At 36.3% G+C, this 16,606-nt stretch carries 17 protein-coding genes; 15 read left to right on the top strand and 2 right to left on the bottom strand.

Annotated features, from left to right (window positions below; all coding sequences use genetic code 11):
* The first annotated feature begins 113 nt into the window (after positions 1 to 113).
* From BK577_RS06515 to BK577_RS06450, 14 genes are all read left to right on the top strand, one after another.
* Entirely contained in the window at positions 114 to 1,556 is a 1,443-nt protein-coding gene (locus BK577_RS06515) for a peptidoglycan DD-metalloendopeptidase family protein (RefSeq protein WP_245823442.1), read from the top strand.
* Positions 1,557 to 1,804: 248 nt separating this feature from the next.
* The gene (yycF, locus tag BK577_RS06510; protein WP_078432187.1) at positions 1,805 to 2,512 is read left to right on the top strand and encodes a response regulator YycF; all 708 of its coding nucleotides are present in this window, start codon (positions 1,805 to 1,807) and stop codon (positions 2,510 to 2,512) included.
* A gap of 4 nt (positions 2,513 to 2,516) precedes the next feature.
* Complete coding sequence (gene walK, locus BK577_RS06505) at positions 2,517 to 4,340, top strand: cell wall metabolism sensor histidine kinase WalK (protein WP_078432186.1); 1,824 nt, start codon at positions 2,517 to 2,519, stop codon at positions 4,338 to 4,340.
* Entirely contained in the window at positions 4,337 to 5,680 is a 1,344-nt protein-coding gene (locus BK577_RS06500) for a YycH family regulatory protein (protein WP_078432185.1), read from the top strand. Before walK ends, BK577_RS06500 begins: the two co-directional genes overlap by 4 nt.
* Entirely contained in the window at positions 5,667 to 6,488 is an 822-nt protein-coding gene (locus BK577_RS06495; RefSeq protein WP_078432184.1) for a two-component system regulatory protein YycI, read from the top strand. Before BK577_RS06500 ends, BK577_RS06495 begins: the two co-directional genes overlap by 14 nt.
* 20 nt (positions 6,489 to 6,508) lie before the next feature.
* Positions 6,509 to 7,303, top strand: a complete 795-nt coding sequence (locus tag BK577_RS06490) for an MBL fold metallo-hydrolase (RefSeq protein ID WP_078432183.1) — start codon at positions 6,509 to 6,511, stop codon at positions 7,301 to 7,303.
* Between the two features lie 105 nt (positions 7,304 to 7,408).
* Positions 7,409 to 8,629 (top strand): S1C family serine protease, encoded by a 1,221-nt coding sequence (locus BK577_RS06485; protein WP_078432182.1) that lies wholly within the window; start codon positions 7,409 to 7,411, stop codon positions 8,627 to 8,629.
* 94 nt (positions 8,630 to 8,723) lie between these two features.
* Positions 8,724 to 8,879, top strand: a complete 156-nt coding sequence (locus tag BK577_RS06480; protein ID WP_078432181.1) for a CxxH/CxxC protein — start codon at positions 8,724 to 8,726, stop codon at positions 8,877 to 8,879.
* Positions 8,880 to 8,959: 80 nt separating this feature from the next.
* On the top strand, positions 8,960 to 9,439 hold the full coding sequence (rlmH, locus tag BK577_RS06475) for a 23S rRNA (pseudouridine(1915)-N(3))-methyltransferase RlmH (RefSeq protein WP_078432180.1): 480 nt from the start codon (positions 8,960 to 8,962) through the stop codon (positions 9,437 to 9,439).
* 507 nt (positions 9,440 to 9,946) lie between these two features.
* Complete coding sequence (locus BK577_RS06470) at positions 9,947 to 10,609, top strand: hypothetical protein (protein WP_078432179.1); 663 nt, start codon at positions 9,947 to 9,949, stop codon at positions 10,607 to 10,609.
* A 529-nt stretch (positions 10,610 to 11,138) separates the two neighbouring features.
* Positions 11,139 to 11,921, top strand: coding sequence for a transporter substrate-binding domain-containing protein (locus BK577_RS06465; protein ID WP_078433482.1), 783 nt, complete (start codon positions 11,139 to 11,141; stop codon positions 11,919 to 11,921).
* A gap of 33 nt (positions 11,922 to 11,954) precedes the next feature.
* On the top strand, positions 11,955 to 12,620 hold the full coding sequence (locus BK577_RS06460; RefSeq protein WP_078432178.1) for an amino acid ABC transporter permease: 666 nt from the start codon (positions 11,955 to 11,957) through the stop codon (positions 12,618 to 12,620).
* Positions 12,621 to 12,632: 12 nt separating this feature from the next.
* Positions 12,633 to 13,376: an amino acid ABC transporter ATP-binding protein gene (locus BK577_RS06455; RefSeq protein WP_139367277.1), complete on the top strand. Its 744-nt coding sequence runs from the start codon at positions 12,633 to 12,635 to the stop codon at positions 13,374 to 13,376.
* A 231-nt stretch (positions 13,377 to 13,607) separates the two neighbouring features.
* Positions 13,608 to 14,486 (top strand): radical SAM/SPASM domain-containing protein, encoded by an 879-nt coding sequence (locus BK577_RS06450; protein WP_078433480.1) that lies wholly within the window; start codon positions 13,608 to 13,610, stop codon positions 14,484 to 14,486.
* Positions 14,487 to 14,750: 264 nt separating this feature from the next.
* Here BK577_RS06450 and BK577_RS06445 read toward each other — a convergent pair whose 3' ends face one another.
* A complete protein-coding gene (locus BK577_RS06445; protein WP_078433479.1) occupies positions 14,751 to 15,377 on the bottom strand; it encodes a hypothetical protein in 627 nt (208 codons plus the stop codon).
* Between the two features lie 434 nt (positions 15,378 to 15,811).
* On the opposite strand from BK577_RS06445, the gene BK577_RS26585 reads away from it, so the two are divergent.
* Entirely contained in the window at positions 15,812 to 15,934 is a 123-nt protein-coding gene (locus tag BK577_RS26585) for a hypothetical protein (protein ID WP_281252553.1), read from the top strand.
* A gap of 319 nt (positions 15,935 to 16,253) precedes the next feature.
* On the opposite strand, the gene BK577_RS26795 is transcribed toward BK577_RS26585, so the two are convergent.
* Entirely contained in the window at positions 16,254 to 16,406 is a 153-nt protein-coding gene (locus BK577_RS26795) for a MerR family transcriptional regulator (RefSeq protein WP_078432177.1), read from the bottom strand.
* Positions 16,407 to 16,606 lie beyond the last annotated feature (200 nt).

Here is a 16,606-nt window from a genome sequence, read left to right as displayed (position 1 = left end):
GTGTTAAATTAGTAAAGGGTAAAATGACGTGAATTTTGTCGGTATTTAAGAGTAAATTCAGAGAAGTAGACATTTAAACGTGCTCTACTTAATAGATTTAGGAGGAAATACCATTGTTTAAACGTTCTATTAGAGCGCTGGATGAAAGAAAACCAGTAAAAAAGCGTTCACCTTTTAAAAAGCTTACTATGGGTATAGTTTTAGCGACAACCTTAATCTTTGGGGTTCATGCTCAAGCTGAAGATTCTTTAGTGTCTGTTTACCATATCTATCATGAGGGTAAGTATATGGGGACAGTTGATAATCAAGATGTTATAGAAGAGCTTAGTAAATCAAAAATTAATAAAGTAATAGATAAATATAAAGATTTTCAACTAACAGTCGAAGATATTGAGATCATTCCTGAAAAAATGTTTCGACCTGTTTTTAATAATGCAGAAGTTGTGGCGAATTTGGGAAAAGAGCTTGATGTTGTAGTGGAAGGGACTGTCTTGAGCATCAATGGTCAAGAAGTCGCAGCTTTTCAAGACCAGTCTAATGCTGAGATGGTGTTAGAAGAATATAAACAGAAATTTGTTTCAAAGGATGTTTTAGATGAATTAGCTTCACGTCAAGTGAACCAACAGTTACCTGCACTTGAAGAGGGGCAATCCCGCATTACCGAGGTTTCATTTACAGAAGATGTTACAATGGAAACCAAAAAAGTAGTACCTGATAAGATTATGACGTCTGAGCAAGGATTAAATCTTCTAGAAAAAGGAACCCCTGTTGACAAGAAATATGAGGTGCAGGAGAATGATGTTCTGGGTGAAATTGCATCTAAACATGATCTTTCTCTTGAAGAGCTTTTAGAACTTAATTCTGAACTTAAAGAAGATTCGGTTATTAAACCAGGTGAATTTTTAAATGTAACTGAGTTACAGCCATATGTAATGGTTCAAGTAAAAGAGGAAGTTTCTGAGAAGGAATCGATTGCTTATAAAACTGAAATAAAAGAAGATGACTCCATGCCTAAGGGAGAAGAGAAAGTTTCTCAAGAAGGTGAAAATGGAGAAAGCTTGGTTCATTATAGTATGACAAAACAAAATGGTTCTGAGATAAAGCAAGAGGTATTATCTGAAAAAGTACTAAAGGAACCAGTGAACGAAATTATTATAAAAGGTACGAAGATCATTCCTTCAAGAGGAACCGGTGATCTGGCATGGCCGGCGGTAGGTGGTTATATTTCCAGTGGACTTGGACAGCGATGGGGCAAGCTACATAAGGGAATTGATATAGCGAGACCTAGTGATCGTACAATAAAAGCTGCAGATAACGGAACGGTTATATCAGCAGGATATAATGGCGGTTATGGAAATAAAGTTGTCATTGATCATAACAACGGAATGAAAACTGTTTATGCACATTTGAGCTCGATCTCTGTCAGTGTTGGACAAGTTGTATCACAAGGACAGAAGCTGGGTGTGATGGGGTCAACAGGAAATTCGACAGGAATTCACCTTCACTTTGAAGTTTATGAAGATGGAAACCTCAAAAATCCTCAAGACTACTTATAATAAAATGATAGAAAGGGTCTGACACACTTACTATTTTGGTCAGTCCCTTTTTTCTATTTAAGTTATTATTATTTTTATACCACAGGTAAACCTATAGTAAACTAAATATAGAAGGGAATCTTTGAAAAAGATGATTCTATTCTTTGAACATGGTACATTTAAATAGATGTGATTATCACATATCCTTAATACTTAGAAATCAAACGTAAGATAAATATATGGGACATATAAACTAAAGGGGCGAGAATATGGAAAAGAAGATATTAGTTGTAGATGATGAAAAACCGATTGCAGATATTTTACAATTTAACCTTAAAAAAGAAGGTTATGCGGTTTACTGTGCATATGATGGAAATCAGGCAATAGAAATGGTTGAAGAAATAAATCCCGATCTTATCTTACTGGACATTATGCTACCAAACAAAGATGGAATGGAAGTCTGTCGAGAAGTGAGAAAAAAACATGAAATGCCAATCATTATGTTAACCGCAAAGGATTCTGAGATTGATAAAGTACTCGGTCTGGAATTAGGTGCTGATGATTATGTAACAAAGCCATTTAGCACGCGGGAATTATTGGCTAGGGTAAAAGCAAACCTACGTAGACAGCAAGCAAATGAATCAAATGAAACAAAAGGCGCATCAAATGAAATTTCAATTGGATCACTTGTTATTCATCCTGACGCGTATGTTGTATCAAAAAGAGGAGAAACAATTGAATTAACGCATCGTGAGTTTGAGTTGCTCCATTATCTTGCACAACATATTGGACAGGTTATGACACGTGAGCATCTATTACAAACAGTATGGGGCTATGATTATTTTGGTGATGTAAGAACAGTCGATGTCACTGTTCGACGCTTAAGGGAAAAAATCGAAGATAATCCGAGCCATCCGACCTGGATCGTAACTAGACGTGGAGTAGGCTATTACTTAAAGCAATCAGAACAGGATTAAAGACATGAAAAGAGTAAGGTTTTTTCAATCTATTCATTTTAAGTTTGTTACTGTTTATGTACTCCTAATCATGTTAGCGATGCAAATTATTGGTGTTTATTTTGTGAAAGAATTGGAAACATCCTTAAAAACCAACTTCGAGACTTCCCTAACAAAACGAGTTAGCCTGTTGGTTTATAATATCGAGCAGGAAATGTCCCGAGACCCTAAAGAATACACAGATGGGAAGACCGTTAACAGTGAAATTATGTCAATTTTCCGGGACTTCGTAACAGAGGAGATCAGAGAGGTTCGTGTCATTGATATAAATAAAACTGTTATCGCTACCTCTAGTAGTAATCAGGATGTAGTAGGGAAGAAAACAACAGAAGAGTCTGTTCGTCGCGCATTAGTAGGACTTGATTATACGGGACTAGGCTTTCATAACGAGACAAACAGCCGTGTTCGGATTATTACGGTTCCTGTGAACCATAATAACCAAACAATTGGTGCAGTGTATGTTATGGCCTCGATGGAAGAAGTCTTTACACAAATGAGTATTATAAACAAAATACTAGCGGCAGGTACTGTGATTTCTTTAGCAATTACTGCAGCACTGGGTATATTTTTGGCAAGAACGATTACTAGACCAATGTCTGATATGAGAAAGCAGGCAATCGAGTTAGCCAACGGTAATTTCTCGAGAAAAGTAAAAGTATATGGAGAAGATGAGATTGGTCAACTTGCGATTACCTTTAACTATTTAACAGAAAAGCTGGAAGATGCACAAGCAACGACAGAAGGTGAACGGAAAAAATTAGCGTCTGTAATAGCTCATATGACTGATGGTGTTATTGCAACAAATCGTGAGGGTCGAGTCATTCTAATTAATAATCCTGCATTAGAAATGCTAAATGTTTCACGTGGAACGGTACAGCAAGCAACGATTACAGAGTTACTGGGAATCAGTGATGAGTATACATTCGAGAGCTTAATTGATGAGCAAGAATCACTGGTGTTGGATACAGGAACAGATGAACGTCCGTTTATTTTACGAGTCAGCTTTTCAGTTATTCAAAAAGAAATGGGTAAAACAGATGGCTTAATTGCCGTTTTATATGATATTACAGAACAAGAGAAGATTGATCAGGAAAGAAGAGAGTTTGTTGCCAATGTATCACATGAGCTGCGTACTCCTCTTACAACAATGAGAAGTTATTTAGAAGCATTAGCAGATGGCGCATGGAAGGATCAAGAGATTGCACCACAATTTTTGCATGTGACCCAAACAGAGACCGAGCGAATGATTCGCCTAGTCAATGATTTATTACAGTTATCAAAGCTTGATCGAACAGATTATCAGTTAACAAAAGACTGGATTAATTTTACGGATTTCTTCCAGAAAATTATTGATCGATTTGAGATGACAATATCTCAACACGTTACATTTATTCGAAATATCCCAAAAGAACCTCTTTATGTTGAGATAGATACAGATAAAATTACTCAGGTGCTGGATAATATTATTTCTAACGCATTGAAGTACTCTCCAGAAGGCGGAAAGGTAACTTTCACCATTGATATTCTCCCTTCAGAAATTCAAATTCGAGTGAGAGATGAAGGTGTTGGGATTCCAAAGGATAGTGTTAATAAAATCTTTGATCGTTTCTACCGTGTAGATAAAGCTCGAACTCGTAAGTTGGGAGGAACAGGCTTAGGTTTAGCGATTGCAAAAGAAATGGTTCAAGCACATGGAGGAGATATATGGGCACAAAGTAAGGAAGGTTCAGGAACAACTGTATTCTTTACTCTGCCATACAATCCGGAACAAGAGGATGAGTGGGAATGAATAAAGAGTCAATAAAAAGTGTGCTATTAACAATATTAGTTGCTGTTAGTTTATTTTTCACATGGAATTTATGGAATTCACAACCGCCTTTTGAAGAACTTCAAAATAATAGTTTTGTTGAAAGTGTTCCTCTTAGTAATCAGGAACGAGAGCTATACCAGGTCATAAAACCAAATAAGCTATTTCTGCATACATCTCAGCAACATTACAGTACGTTTGATAATCAATATATAAATAACCTCTGGTCGGAAATGCAAAAATGGGATTATAGTTTAAGTAGTGACCGGATTTCCCGTACCTTTACAAAGGAAGACTTTACAAGTTGGGTACATGGGAATGATGAAGCTAAAATAGAACTTCGATTTCTTGATGTGATCCCCTTTGAAACATTTGCTACAATGTTTAAGTGGGAGACAGAACCAGCTTTAGATATTACATTTGATCGAATCTATTTAAATGTTCCACAGGAAAAGGAAGTTCAAAAGGTATATTTTGTGTCAAGTAATACGCAAAAAATTGTTGAAACTTCTGTTAATCTTACAGATGCTAATGAATTTGTCGCAGAAATTTATAAGCAAAGAAATGAATTATCTCCATTCTTTGCTTATGGTGAAGAAGGAAATGTTGAAATTTTATTACCTGAAAATGAAGTGAAGGTCGATAGCTTCGAATATGTTACAGATGAAATTGATGGCTCTGCTTTTAAAAATGCGTTATTTAGTAATCCTCAAAATGTAAAACAAGATGTCAATTCATTAAGAAATCGCTATACAGATAGCTGGAGGGAGCTAAACCTTCATTCAAGCGAGCATAAGGTTGAATTCGTGAATCCTACACTGAGAGATACGAGCTTTCTTGAAAGCAGTGCTCTCGTCAGCCAAAGTATTGATTATTTAAATGATCATGGTGGTTGGACAGATGATTATATTTTATATAAGATAAATGAGCTGAATCAAGAAATTAAATATATTATGTCTATCCAATCCATTCCTGTATTTGAATCAGATGAGGAATTTTTCGGACCAACGATTATCTCTCAACAATGGAGTCAAAATGAAATATCTATTTATAAACGTCCATCTTATCAACTTATGAAAAACATACCAACAAATAATTACACAGTAACATTAATGTCGGGACATGAATTGGTTAATACACTATCCCAGGACTCATCCATTGATATAAAGGAAGTTAAAGATATGTATATCATGTATGAATTAGGAGGAGAAACTGATCAACGGTTTGTGAAAATTACTCCATATTGGTGTGTTGAATTGCAAGATGGAAGAGTTTTAAAAATAGACGGCCAGCAAAGGGGTGATAAAAGTGGATTGGAGTAAAACAAAGACCATTTTTATCCTTGCCTTTCTTATCTTAGATATCTATTTAGCAATGGAATTCTTTGAGCTGCAAGATAAATCCGATTATGCGATTATTCAAGAGGCAACGATTGAGGAAAGGCTGGCTGCAGAGGGAATTGAATATCCTGATGACTTACCCGATGATATCAATAATAGCTTTTATATTACAGCAAAGAGTAAGGATTTTACTATAGAAGAAGTAGCAAAACTGAAAGGTCAAACAATTGAACTTCCTAATGTGAATTTTGAAGAAGATCAATCATTTCGAACGCTGAACATGTTATTGGATAAGCCTTTTCCATTGCCGGATGTTAACACAGAGAGTAAAATTACACAATTCCTAAATGATAATATTATTTCTGGTGAGCTTTATCATTATTGGTATACAGATGAAGAAATGAATTCTATAATCTGTATTCAGAGTTATAATAGTCGAACTATTTTTCAATCAAAAGATGATCATATCGGAATGGTTGTTTTGCATCTTAATGAAGATAATGAAATTATTAGCTATGAGCAATCCATGTTAGAGCAAATAAAAGAAGTTGAAGAGAAAGAAGCGGCTATTACCGCTTTAAAGGCAATCGAAGCTTTATATAATAAAAATTATTTATCGTCAAATAGTAAAGTAGTATTGATAGAGTATGGATACTATACCCACAGCCCTCTTTCTAACCAACAAATCTTAGCACCGACCTGGCATCTTACTGTTGAAAAGGAAGATGAAGAGAGTGAAGATTTTTATGTGAATGCCTTAGAGGGGGATGTTTTACAATTAACGGAATAGGGAATAGAGGAGTGACGAATATGAGCTTGCAGTTTAGTGTACTTGCGAGCGGTAGTACGGGGAATGCTATATATGTTGAAGCAAATGGTCAAGCATTTTTAGTTGATGCCGGATTAAGCGGAAAACAAATGACAAACTTATTTGAGCAAATCGGTAGAGATATAAAAAATCTTTCAGGTATTTTGGTTACACATGAACATAGTGATCATATTAAGGGACTAGGTGTACTAGCCAGAAAACACAAACTTCCAATCTATGCAAATGAAAAAACATGGCAAGCTATGAATGGATTAATCGGAGAAATTTCAACTGATCAAAAATTTGTTTTCCAGACCGGTTCAGTGAAAACATTCGGTTCATTAGATATAGAATCATTTGGAGTTTCACATGATGCAGCAGAGCCGATGTTTTTTGCTTTTCATCATGAGGGGAAGAAGCTTGCATTAATTACAGACACAGGCTATGTTAGTGATAAAATGAAGGGCACAATCCGTAATGCAGATGCCTTTGTTTTTGAGAGCAATCATGATGTCTCAATGCTTCAAATGGGTCACTACCCTTGGAGCATTAAACGACGCATTTTAAGTGATGTGGGACATGTTTCAAATGAAGATGCAGCAATAGCTATGATGGATGTTATCGGAGATTCAACAAAACGAATTTATTTAGCTCATTTAAGCAAAGATAACAACATGAAGGATTTAGCGAGAATGTCTGTTGAACAAACATTAGCCGGTAAAGGCTTCATCACTGGTGAACAGTTTGACTTATATGATACAGACCCAACAACCCCAACTACACTTGTAGCAATTTAAATTTCATAATATCGTAATCATCTTGGTTAATTTTCATACAGCAAGAGAATAATGTTGATTAAGTAAACACTATTCAAGATGTGTTTGAAAGGAATGGTGAGCATAATGGGCTATTATGATCAAGATTATGAGAATGATAATGCCAAAAGGCAAAAAGGAAACCGGGGAGGCTGGTTTTTAGCAGGATTCGTCGGAGCAATATTAGGAGCATTGCTCATGTATTTTGCTATTCCTGCTCTGTCCAGAATTGTTCCGTATGATATGGAACTTGGTGAAGAGGCAACAGAACAAGAAAATGGCACTGATAATCAAACTGGATTAACCAAAAATGTATCGGTCAATGTGAATTCTGCTATTACAGACATTGTAGATAATGTATCAGATGCAGTTGTAGGTGTTGTCAATCTCCAGGAAGCCGGTTTCTGGAATGAAACAGGTGAAGCTGGTACCGGCTCAGGTGTTATTTATAAAAAAGAAGGGAAAAACGCCTTTGTCGTCACAAATCACCATGTTATTGAAGGAGCATCACAAGTTGAAATCAGTCTTAGTGATGGAACTAGAGTCCCTGCTGAAATTTTAGGTAGTGATGCTTTAACTGATTTAGCAGTGTTAAGAGTGGATAGTGAAAAGGTTAAGAAAGTAGCTGAGTTTGGTGATTCAGATGCAGTTAAGCCTGGTGAACCTGTTATTGCCATTGGAAATCCACTTGGACTGCAGTTTTCCGGTTCAGTGACACAAGGGATTATTTCAGGGACAGAGAGAGCGATTCCTATAGATGAAAATGGAGACGGTCAGGTAGATTGGAATGCAGAAGTCCTGCAAACAGATGCAGCAATCAATCCAGGAAACAGCGGTGGGGCCCTTATCAATTTAGATGGAAAAGTAATTGGGATTAACTCCATGAAAATAGCTCAATCAGCGGTAGAAGGTATCGGGCTTTCAATACCTGCAAATCATGCCATCCCAATTATCGAGGATCTTGAAAAATACAGTGAAGTAAGGCGCCCGTTTTTAGGAATTGGTATGAGATCACTGAATGAAGTTTCCAGTTATCACAAAGAACAAACATTAAAGTTATCTGAAGATGTTACAGATGGTGTCATCGTGATGAGTGTTGTTCCAGTATCGCCAGCAGCTCAAGCAGGGTTACAGGAGTTTGATGTGATCACAGAATTTGCAGGTGAGAAAGTAAAAGATATTATAGAACTACGAAAAGCTCTTTATGATCAGGATGTCGGTGACTCAGTTGAAGTGATCTACTATCGAAACGGTGAAAAGATGTCTGGTAAGATGAAGTTAGCAGAAGAGAACATGATGGGGAGCTAAAAATTAGCTCTCTTTTTTTTACTGGTTGTGGACAACCTTTAAGGGTAAACTAAATAATAAACTATCCACATGTGGATAAGGAGGATATAAGAAAATGTATTGTTGTGAAGAACATATTGAATTAGCTATAGATATGTATGTAGATGAAAAAGAAACGGCACCAGAAATAGAAAAAATTGACGATGATGGAAAGTTATCCACAAGATGCCAAATATGCGAAAGACCAGCTATATATGTAGTTGGAGAATAGTTACAATCATTATTGTGGATAAATTTTAAATATTGTGGATAAGTTCTGTGGATAAACAAATTTAGAGTGGGGAAACAAAAATGAACATTTCAATCATTACAATTGGAAAGCTAAAAGAGAAATATTTAAAACAAGGAATCGACGAATACTTAAAGCGTTTAACATCATACGCAAAGATGGAAATCATTGAATTACCAGATGAAAAAGCTCCGGAAAACCTAAGTGAAATCGAAATGGAGCAAGTAAAGGAAAAAGAGGGAGAAAGAATACTAAGCAAGATTAGTGATGACACACATGTTATTGCATTAGCTATTGAAGGAAAGATGAAATCATCTGAGCAGCTGGCAAAGGATCTAGATCAGCTTGCTACATATGGAAAAAGCAAGGTTGCGTTTGTTATAGGTGGATCACTAGGGTTAAGTTCAGCTGTTATGAAGAGATCAAATGATAGTCTTTCTTTCTCGAAGATGACATTTCCTCATCAATTGATGCGGTTGATATTGTTGGAGCAGGTTTATCGGACTTTTCGGATTAATCGGGGTGAACCGTACCATAAGTAAATAATGTTTTTTTGCCAAAGAGGCTGGGACAAAAGTATTTTAGCCAAAGAAAAATCCGAACTATAATTCATGATTCTACGATTAGAATGTTGAATTAGTTCGGATTTTTTCTATTAAGGGCCTATTCTAACCAAAATTATTCGTCATTAGTAATGAACATTTTAGTTTTGTCCCAGCCTCTTTACGGAAATACAACTGATAAAAATGGTATTGCGAAAGATAAAGAAAACGGATTGACAAATGTAAGAATTTTAATAAACTAAAAATAGTTATATCCTCAAATTCTTCCCTATATTGCCTAGTAGCTACTAAGCTTCTTACTTTCTCCAATTGAAGCCACAATAAACCTCTGTTTTCACCCTTATTAACACTCATTAATTTTAAAAATCGGTCCGAAGTTCAAATGAATAAATAATAAAGATGATTCATTCGTGGCGTCGAATATGTATGTTCTATATGGTAGTAGAAGAATCGAGGACATGACCATTGGATAGGAGGAGGTATCCTATGGGATTTGAAGAAGAATATCAGGCCTTTTTGAATGCTCACTTACAGGCAAGAACCGGTGAACGGTTAAGGCGCTTACAAGAAGGGCATGATCAGGCTGAAATGTTGTTTTTGAAGCAAGTGTGGTGGCCAATATTTTACCACTTCAAGTATCTTCATCCAGAATATGAAGTCGATGATTTCAAGGATGGCAAAAGATATTTGGATTTTGCATATATTCGTCCCGGCATCCGGATTTGCCTTGAGGTCGACGGGTATGGCCCTCACCTAAAGAACATAAGCAGATGGAAATTTTCTGACAACCTGGAACGCCAAAATCAGTTGGTGATTGACGGATGGACCGTGATCCGCTTTTCTTTTGACCAAGTGAAAGAGAAGCCTCGCCGATGCCAGCAGATTGTTCAGCAAGCGATTGGCCAGTGGCTGGGTGATAAACTGGATCAAACATCTTTGTCCATTGTTGAAAAGGAAGTACTTCGGCTAGTCATTCGAAAAGGAGAATCCATATCCCCTAAAGAAATCGAGATGTATATGAAGCTAAGTGATAAGACGGTAAAAAAAGTACTTTCTCAACTAGTCGATAAAAAAATGTTGATTCCCGCATCTGGGATTAAGAGGATCCGCTCTTATCGGTTGGGAGATCAGGTTAAGTGCCCGATCTGAAAAATAGACGGAAGAATTCCACTTAATTCGTAAATATAATAAAAAATAGAGTAAATAGACGGAAAGATTCCGCCTATTTACTCGGAAAATGTGAAAATGGGGAATTCTGCTTCGCATAATCGGAAAACCTCCCCTTATTTACCCCGAAACGAGCTCCATTCTGAAAATAACCGGTAAAACTCCGCTTATTTTCCTTTCGCTAGTTACTTATTTAAGGACCATTATTCTTATTGAAAAAGAAGTGAGATGGACGGCTTTCATTCTTTTTGTTATCTCAAAAATATCCATGAAGTAAACGAGCTTTCTTTCAATCTTTCTACCTGTAGCAATAAAAAAGGAAGATGGTACCCAACTACGAAACTACCTTAAAACAAATTTTATGTGTTATAAAAAGAGTGTCAGGCCCTTTAAAGTTGCCTGACACTCTTTTTGTTTAGTCGGGAAATTAATGGGGTATTTATTTTCAAAGTAAGATACCTAGCTAGGGGTATTGGAGAAATATAGAGAGGGAAAGGGATTGATAGCCAACATGTGGTTGAATAGAAAGTTAATATTGGTTTTCAGTTTTATCATGATCTGCCTTTTATCTGCTTGTGCTGAGAAGGAGGAGCTTGCCGACGGATCTAAACTAATACATAAAAATCAATTTGTTTTTGCTGCTTCTGGTGAGTTTAAGCCATTTAGTTATATAAATGATGATCTCACCATGTCAGGCTTTGATATTGAGGTTGGCGAAGCCATTGCAAAAGAAATGGGTCTTGAGCCGGTTCAGAAGCGAATCAAATTCAAAGGGATAGTAGAAGGAGTAAAAACAGGCCGTGCGGATGCAGCTGTTGCCAGCCATACGATTAATCCGCAGCGGAGCAAACATGTCTCCTTTTCTACCCCCTACTATTATTCTGGACCGCAAATTTTCACCAGACCTGACAGTCAAATTAAGACTGCCAAAGATTTAGCAGGAAAAGAAGTAGCTGTAGCAAAAGGTTCGACTTATGCCGATACAGCTTCCGAGTATACAGACAAAATAAAAACATATGACAGCGATATTACAGCTTTAAAAGCGTTAAGCAGCGGACGACATGATGCGGTAATTACAGATTTTGTCACCGGAAAAAGTGCTGCAAAGGAAGGGTTTAAGATTAAAGGACAGCAGATAATTAATCGTAGTGAACAAGCGATTGTGCTGCCTAAGGATAATCCAAAACTATTGAAGCGAATAAACGAATCACTGGAAAAACTCCGGGAAAATGGAACACTTACTCGGATTAGTATCAAATATTTTGGTGAGGACATTACCAATAAACCGGAATAAATCAACACCATGGAAAGAAAGGAAGTAGGTACATTGCCAAGTTTTTCACATTTTTTCGACGTACTAACAGAAACAAAAGGTGTATTCTTAAAAGCTATGCTTTTAACATTAGAGCTGACAGTTGTTTCGATCTTACTCGGAATTGTTATCGGACTTTTCTTTGCTTTATTAAAAATCTCTAAAATAAAAATACTAGAACTTATTTCAGATACATATGTCTATTTGGTCCGCGGAACACCACTGATTGTTCAAATATTTATCCTCTACTTCGGAATTAGTGGGATTTTCCTGCTTCCTGACTTCTGGGCTGCTTCATTTGCACTGGCGTTACATAATGGGGCCTATATTTCTGAAATCCTTCGAGGAGCGATTCAGGCAGTCGACAAAGGTCAGATGGAGGCAGGACGCTCTTTGGGGATGACAAAAGCACTGACATTAAGGAGGATTATTCTTCCGCAGGCATTCCGTCGGGCGCTGCCGCCTTTAGGCAACCAATTTATCATAGGCTTAAAAGATTCTTCATTAGCCGCATTTATCTCGATGAATGAGCTGTTCAATGTGGCAACAACACTAGGGTCCAATAATTTTGACGAAATGACCTATTTACTCATTGTAGCAATATACTATTTATTACTAGTAGCGCTAATGACATTCCTAGTAAAAAGATTTGAACTGAAATTAGCAGTAAGCGATAGATAGGAGGCGAGGACATTGAGCACAAAGGAAATGATCAAGATAAATCAATTGAATAAATCATTTGGAGATCTACATGTATTAAAAAATATCAATATGACAGTTTTCGAAAGTGATGTCGTTTGTTTAGTAGGAGCGAGCGGCTCAGGGAAAAGTACCCTCCTTCGCTGTTTGAACTTTTTAGAAAAAAAGGATAACGGCAATATAATAATTGAAGGAAATGAGGTAGACCCAGGTACTGATAACCTCAATAAGATTAGGGAAAAGATAGGCATGGTATTTCAACATTTCAACTTATTCCCACACAAAACTGTTTTGGAAAATATTATCGAGGCTCCTATAACAGTAAAAGGCGTTGAAAAGAAGAAGGCAATCCTCAAAGCAAAACAATTACTGAATAAAGTAGGTTTGGAGGATAAGTCAGATGTCTATCCTAGTAAACTATCAGGCGGGCAAAAGCAACGGGTGGCAATTGCGAGGGCGCTTGCGATGGAACCAGACATTATGCTTTTTGATGAGCCTACTTCTGCACTCGACCCCGAGCTTGTGGGAGAGGTTTTAAAAACCATGAAAGAATTAGCTGAAGAAGGAATGACGATGGTTGTTGTCACCCATGAAATGGGATTTGCTAGAGAAGTAGCGGATTGGATTGTGTACATGCACGATGGGAAAATTATTGAGCGCGGCAACCCTGAGCAATTTTTCAACCATCCGAAAGAGGAGAGAACTCAGGAGTTTTTAAAGACGACAATGTTGAAATAAAAATACGAGGTCCTGTCTATATATTTAGGTAGGACCTCGTATTTTATTGTGCTTGTACTTTTTTAGTCCTTATAAATCCTTTTAATCATCTTTTTCTCTACAAATGAAGGTATATAGGTAATGACAGTTTCTTTTAATAAGCATGTATGCATTTATAAAAAAATATGCTGTAATAGTGGTAGAATAATAGTTTAGATTGTTTTAAGTAGTCAAAGAAGTGAGGAATTGATGGTGAAAAAATTTAAGAAGTTTTACTTAGAGATTACAAGTGTATGTAATCTTGCATGCAGCTTTTGTCCGCCAACGGAACGACAGAAGCAATTCATTTCTGTGGAGGATTTTTCTAAGAGATTAGACCAAATAAAACCACACACAGACTACATTTATTTACATGTGAAAGGTGAGCCGCTGCTCCACCCTAAAATAGACCAATTGTTAGACTTAAGTCATGAAAAGGGATTTAAAGTTAATATCACAACAAATGGAACATTAATTAATAAAAAAAGAGAAAAATTATTAAATAAGCCTGCGCTTAGACAAATGAACTTCTCACTCCATAGCTTTGATGGTCATATTGGTTCTAAAGATAAGGAAGGGTATGTGAGAAGTATTCTTTCTTTTATTAAAGAAGCAACGAGCCAATCAGACATGATTATTTCGCTAAGATTATGGAATCTTACACAAGATAATGTGACGAACATTGAAAGAAAACGAAATAGAGATTTACTAGAAATGATTGAGAACGAATTTGAGTTAGATTACAAAATTGAAGAGAAGGTCGTTCCTGGAAGCGGTGTGAAGATTGCGGATCGTATCTTTATCAATCAAGATTACGAGTTTCAGTGGCCTGCGTTACATGAAGAAGAAGATGATGGCAAGGGCTTCTGCTATGGCCTGCGAAATCAAGCAGGTATTTTAGCAAATGGAACTGTTATTCCTTGTTGTCTAGATGGTGAAGGTGTTATCAATCTTGGAAATATTAATGATCATTCATTTTCTGATATTATCGAGATGGATAGAGCAAAAAACCTTGTAGATGGTTTTTCACAAAGAGTGGCAGTGGAGGAACTATGTAGAAAATGCGGTTATCGCAAAAGGTTTGGAAAATAGGTAGAGTTTAGTATGTTTGATAGAGTCATTCCAATTCATTTCCTCATTTAGATATAACGTGGAGAACCATACCATAATTAACAACAAATGTAATGTAAGTGAATTTCTCAAGAACAACTCAATTAATGAAAGTAATTCGTCAGTTGATAGAAGTACCCAAAACTATGAAGTAAATTATTTTGTTTTCATGTGAAAAAAGTCGGAAATTTAGAAAGGTGAGCAAAACCTTGTCTATTTTCGACTTTTTGCTAGAGTATCAGGTTATCATTCACATCTGTACTTGAACTGAGGCTCTGTCTGTATATAAAAAGCATTTCTTACTTGTGCACTCCAATTTGCAAAGGCTGATCTCCATTCAGGAGTGTTAAAGAATTGATCTACAGTTTGAGTTTCAGAATGCCAAACTATAAATAGGTTGAGTGGGGCAATTCCTCCTGCCCAAATTCCATTATTTGCATCAGTATCTTCTTCCCTTACTAATAATAAGGGGAGACCAAATTGAAAAGCCATAGAAGGTTCTACTTGTGAATAAACAGATCCTGTCCAGAATGGAGTGGATGGTGGAAGGGGACCGGCATTGACATCAACAGTTTGAATTTCAAAACGACGAAGGTTAACTGCCAACATACCATAGCTTGATGAAACTAACCGACGAATATCAGTTAAAATGGATTCGGGATAACTTTCGCTTAATGGTAATGTACGTGGAAAAAGCAATGCATTCTCAATCTCTAAAATTAGCCGGTTTAGAAACCGTTGTTGGTTGTCATTTAAATGTGTTGTGGTACTTAAAAATATGGGAATACGATAAGCACGGTCAATACACTCTTGGTGTGCTGATTCTATTTTTGCTATATCTTTACATAACGAACTATGCTCATTAATACTCACGTTCTCTTCATCCTTACGCGAAGAACTATTCTTATTTTTACTCACTCTCTCACCTCCCTTTTTATTAGTATATGGAAAAGGAATAAGTGAGTTTGGACATAATAGCTAGATTCCATAAAAGAGAGGTAGTAAAAACAAAAATTAATAGTTATGCCTAATTTTTTTAATATAAATGAAGTAGAAAATAAGTAATCTATCATTAGTTATCTAAAATATAAATGAAGTCAACACAAAAAAACTGCCCCGTGCAAAATTAATTTAACCTAGAATATCTTCGAGACTAGTTGTAATTTTAAGATGCTCAGGTTTTAGAAGCCTTGTATATTCCCATCCCCCTCTTCCACCAATATAAAAATCAATATCTTTATATTACATCGCCATATTATCTAAATTGATAAGGAGATTATCATCCTTTTGAAAGGGAATGGTGGTCGATGCAGAAAGTAGCACCTTTTGTGGCTGTATTCGTTTCCCCAATGTCTCAATGGATGAATACTTGGGCGATGCTCCAACCAGCGTTGTTTGCCAACCCTTCATCTTCAATCTTAATAACATAATCGGAAGGGGAATTTTGTGCAGCTCATAGGGAAGACAAAAGCCTAGGACACATGGAGCATGAGTACATTCTGAAAATTTCGGCTGATTTGTGCTAAAAAATCTCTAACTACCAAACTAGCAACCGTTTCCTGACTTTCATCCCAATCTCTTGTATTTTGTAAAAACAAGTCTAATCCATGCTTATGATGTGCTTTTGTTAATAATAAAATAAGCGACTCTTCGTCTTATACAGACTGCTATCAATTAATTCTACTACAAAAGGACTTATTTCAACTGGATTTGGTTGATGAAATGAGTCCCTAATTGAATTTTGGCTTGCTAACAATTGGACCGCTTTTTCATCGATGTCCCCTCAGCCCTATAAGCTTTAAGTGCCTTCAATGTAAATAAATCTTCAAAAGTATAAACTTTGTAGCGGTTTTCTAAGCGCTTTGGTTCAATCACTTGATATCGAGTTTCCCATTTGCGAATGACCTGTTTGGTTAATTAAATAATATTGTTTATCTTTTGCATCCATCTTATTCAATCCTTAGCCGTTTTGTATAACTTTTTGTATAACTATTTTATCATGACACTATACAAAAAGGCTCTAATATTGCCATTATTATTGTTTTTTTGTCGAATAAAACACTTATAGTTGTACAAAACTTGTACAACCGTATATAATGTTT

Source organism: Metabacillus halosaccharovorans (assembly GCF_002019635.1).
Taxonomy (GTDB): domain Bacteria; phylum Bacillota; class Bacilli; order Bacillales; family Bacillaceae; genus Metabacillus; species Metabacillus halosaccharovorans.
This window is presented reverse-complemented; position numbering and strand designations above follow the sequence as displayed.

Excerpts from the sequence above, each read along its gene's own strand:
- yycF (WP_078432187.1), top strand. The coding sequence starts at position 1,805 with ATGGAAAAGAAGATATTAGTTGTAGATGATGAAAAACCGATTGCAGAT.
- walK (WP_078432186.1), top strand. The coding sequence starts at position 2,517 with ATGAAAAGAGTAAGGTTTTTTCAATCTATTCATTTTAAGTTTGTTACT.
- BK577_RS06500 (WP_078432185.1), top strand. The coding sequence starts at position 4,337 with ATGAATAAAGAGTCAATAAAAAGTGTGCTATTAACAATATTAGTTGCT.
- BK577_RS06490 (WP_078432183.1), top strand. The coding sequence starts at position 6,509 with ATGAGCTTGCAGTTTAGTGTACTTGCGAGCGGTAGTACGGGGAATGCT.
- BK577_RS06485 (WP_078432182.1), top strand. The coding sequence starts at position 7,409 with ATGGGCTATTATGATCAAGATTATGAGAATGATAATGCCAAAAGGCAA.
- BK577_RS06480 (WP_078432181.1), top strand. The coding sequence starts at position 8,724 with ATGTATTGTTGTGAAGAACATATTGAATTAGCTATAGATATGTATGTA.
- rlmH (WP_078432180.1), top strand. The coding sequence starts at position 8,960 with ATGAACATTTCAATCATTACAATTGGAAAGCTAAAAGAGAAATATTTA.
- BK577_RS06470 (WP_078432179.1), top strand. The coding sequence starts at position 9,947 with ATGGGATTTGAAGAAGAATATCAGGCCTTTTTGAATGCTCACTTACAG.
- BK577_RS06465 (WP_078433482.1), top strand. The coding sequence starts at position 11,139 with ATGTGGTTGAATAGAAAGTTAATATTGGTTTTCAGTTTTATCATGATC.
- BK577_RS26585 (WP_281252553.1), top strand. The coding sequence starts at position 15,812 with ATGCAGAAAGTAGCACCTTTTGTGGCTGTATTCGTTTCCCCAATGTCT.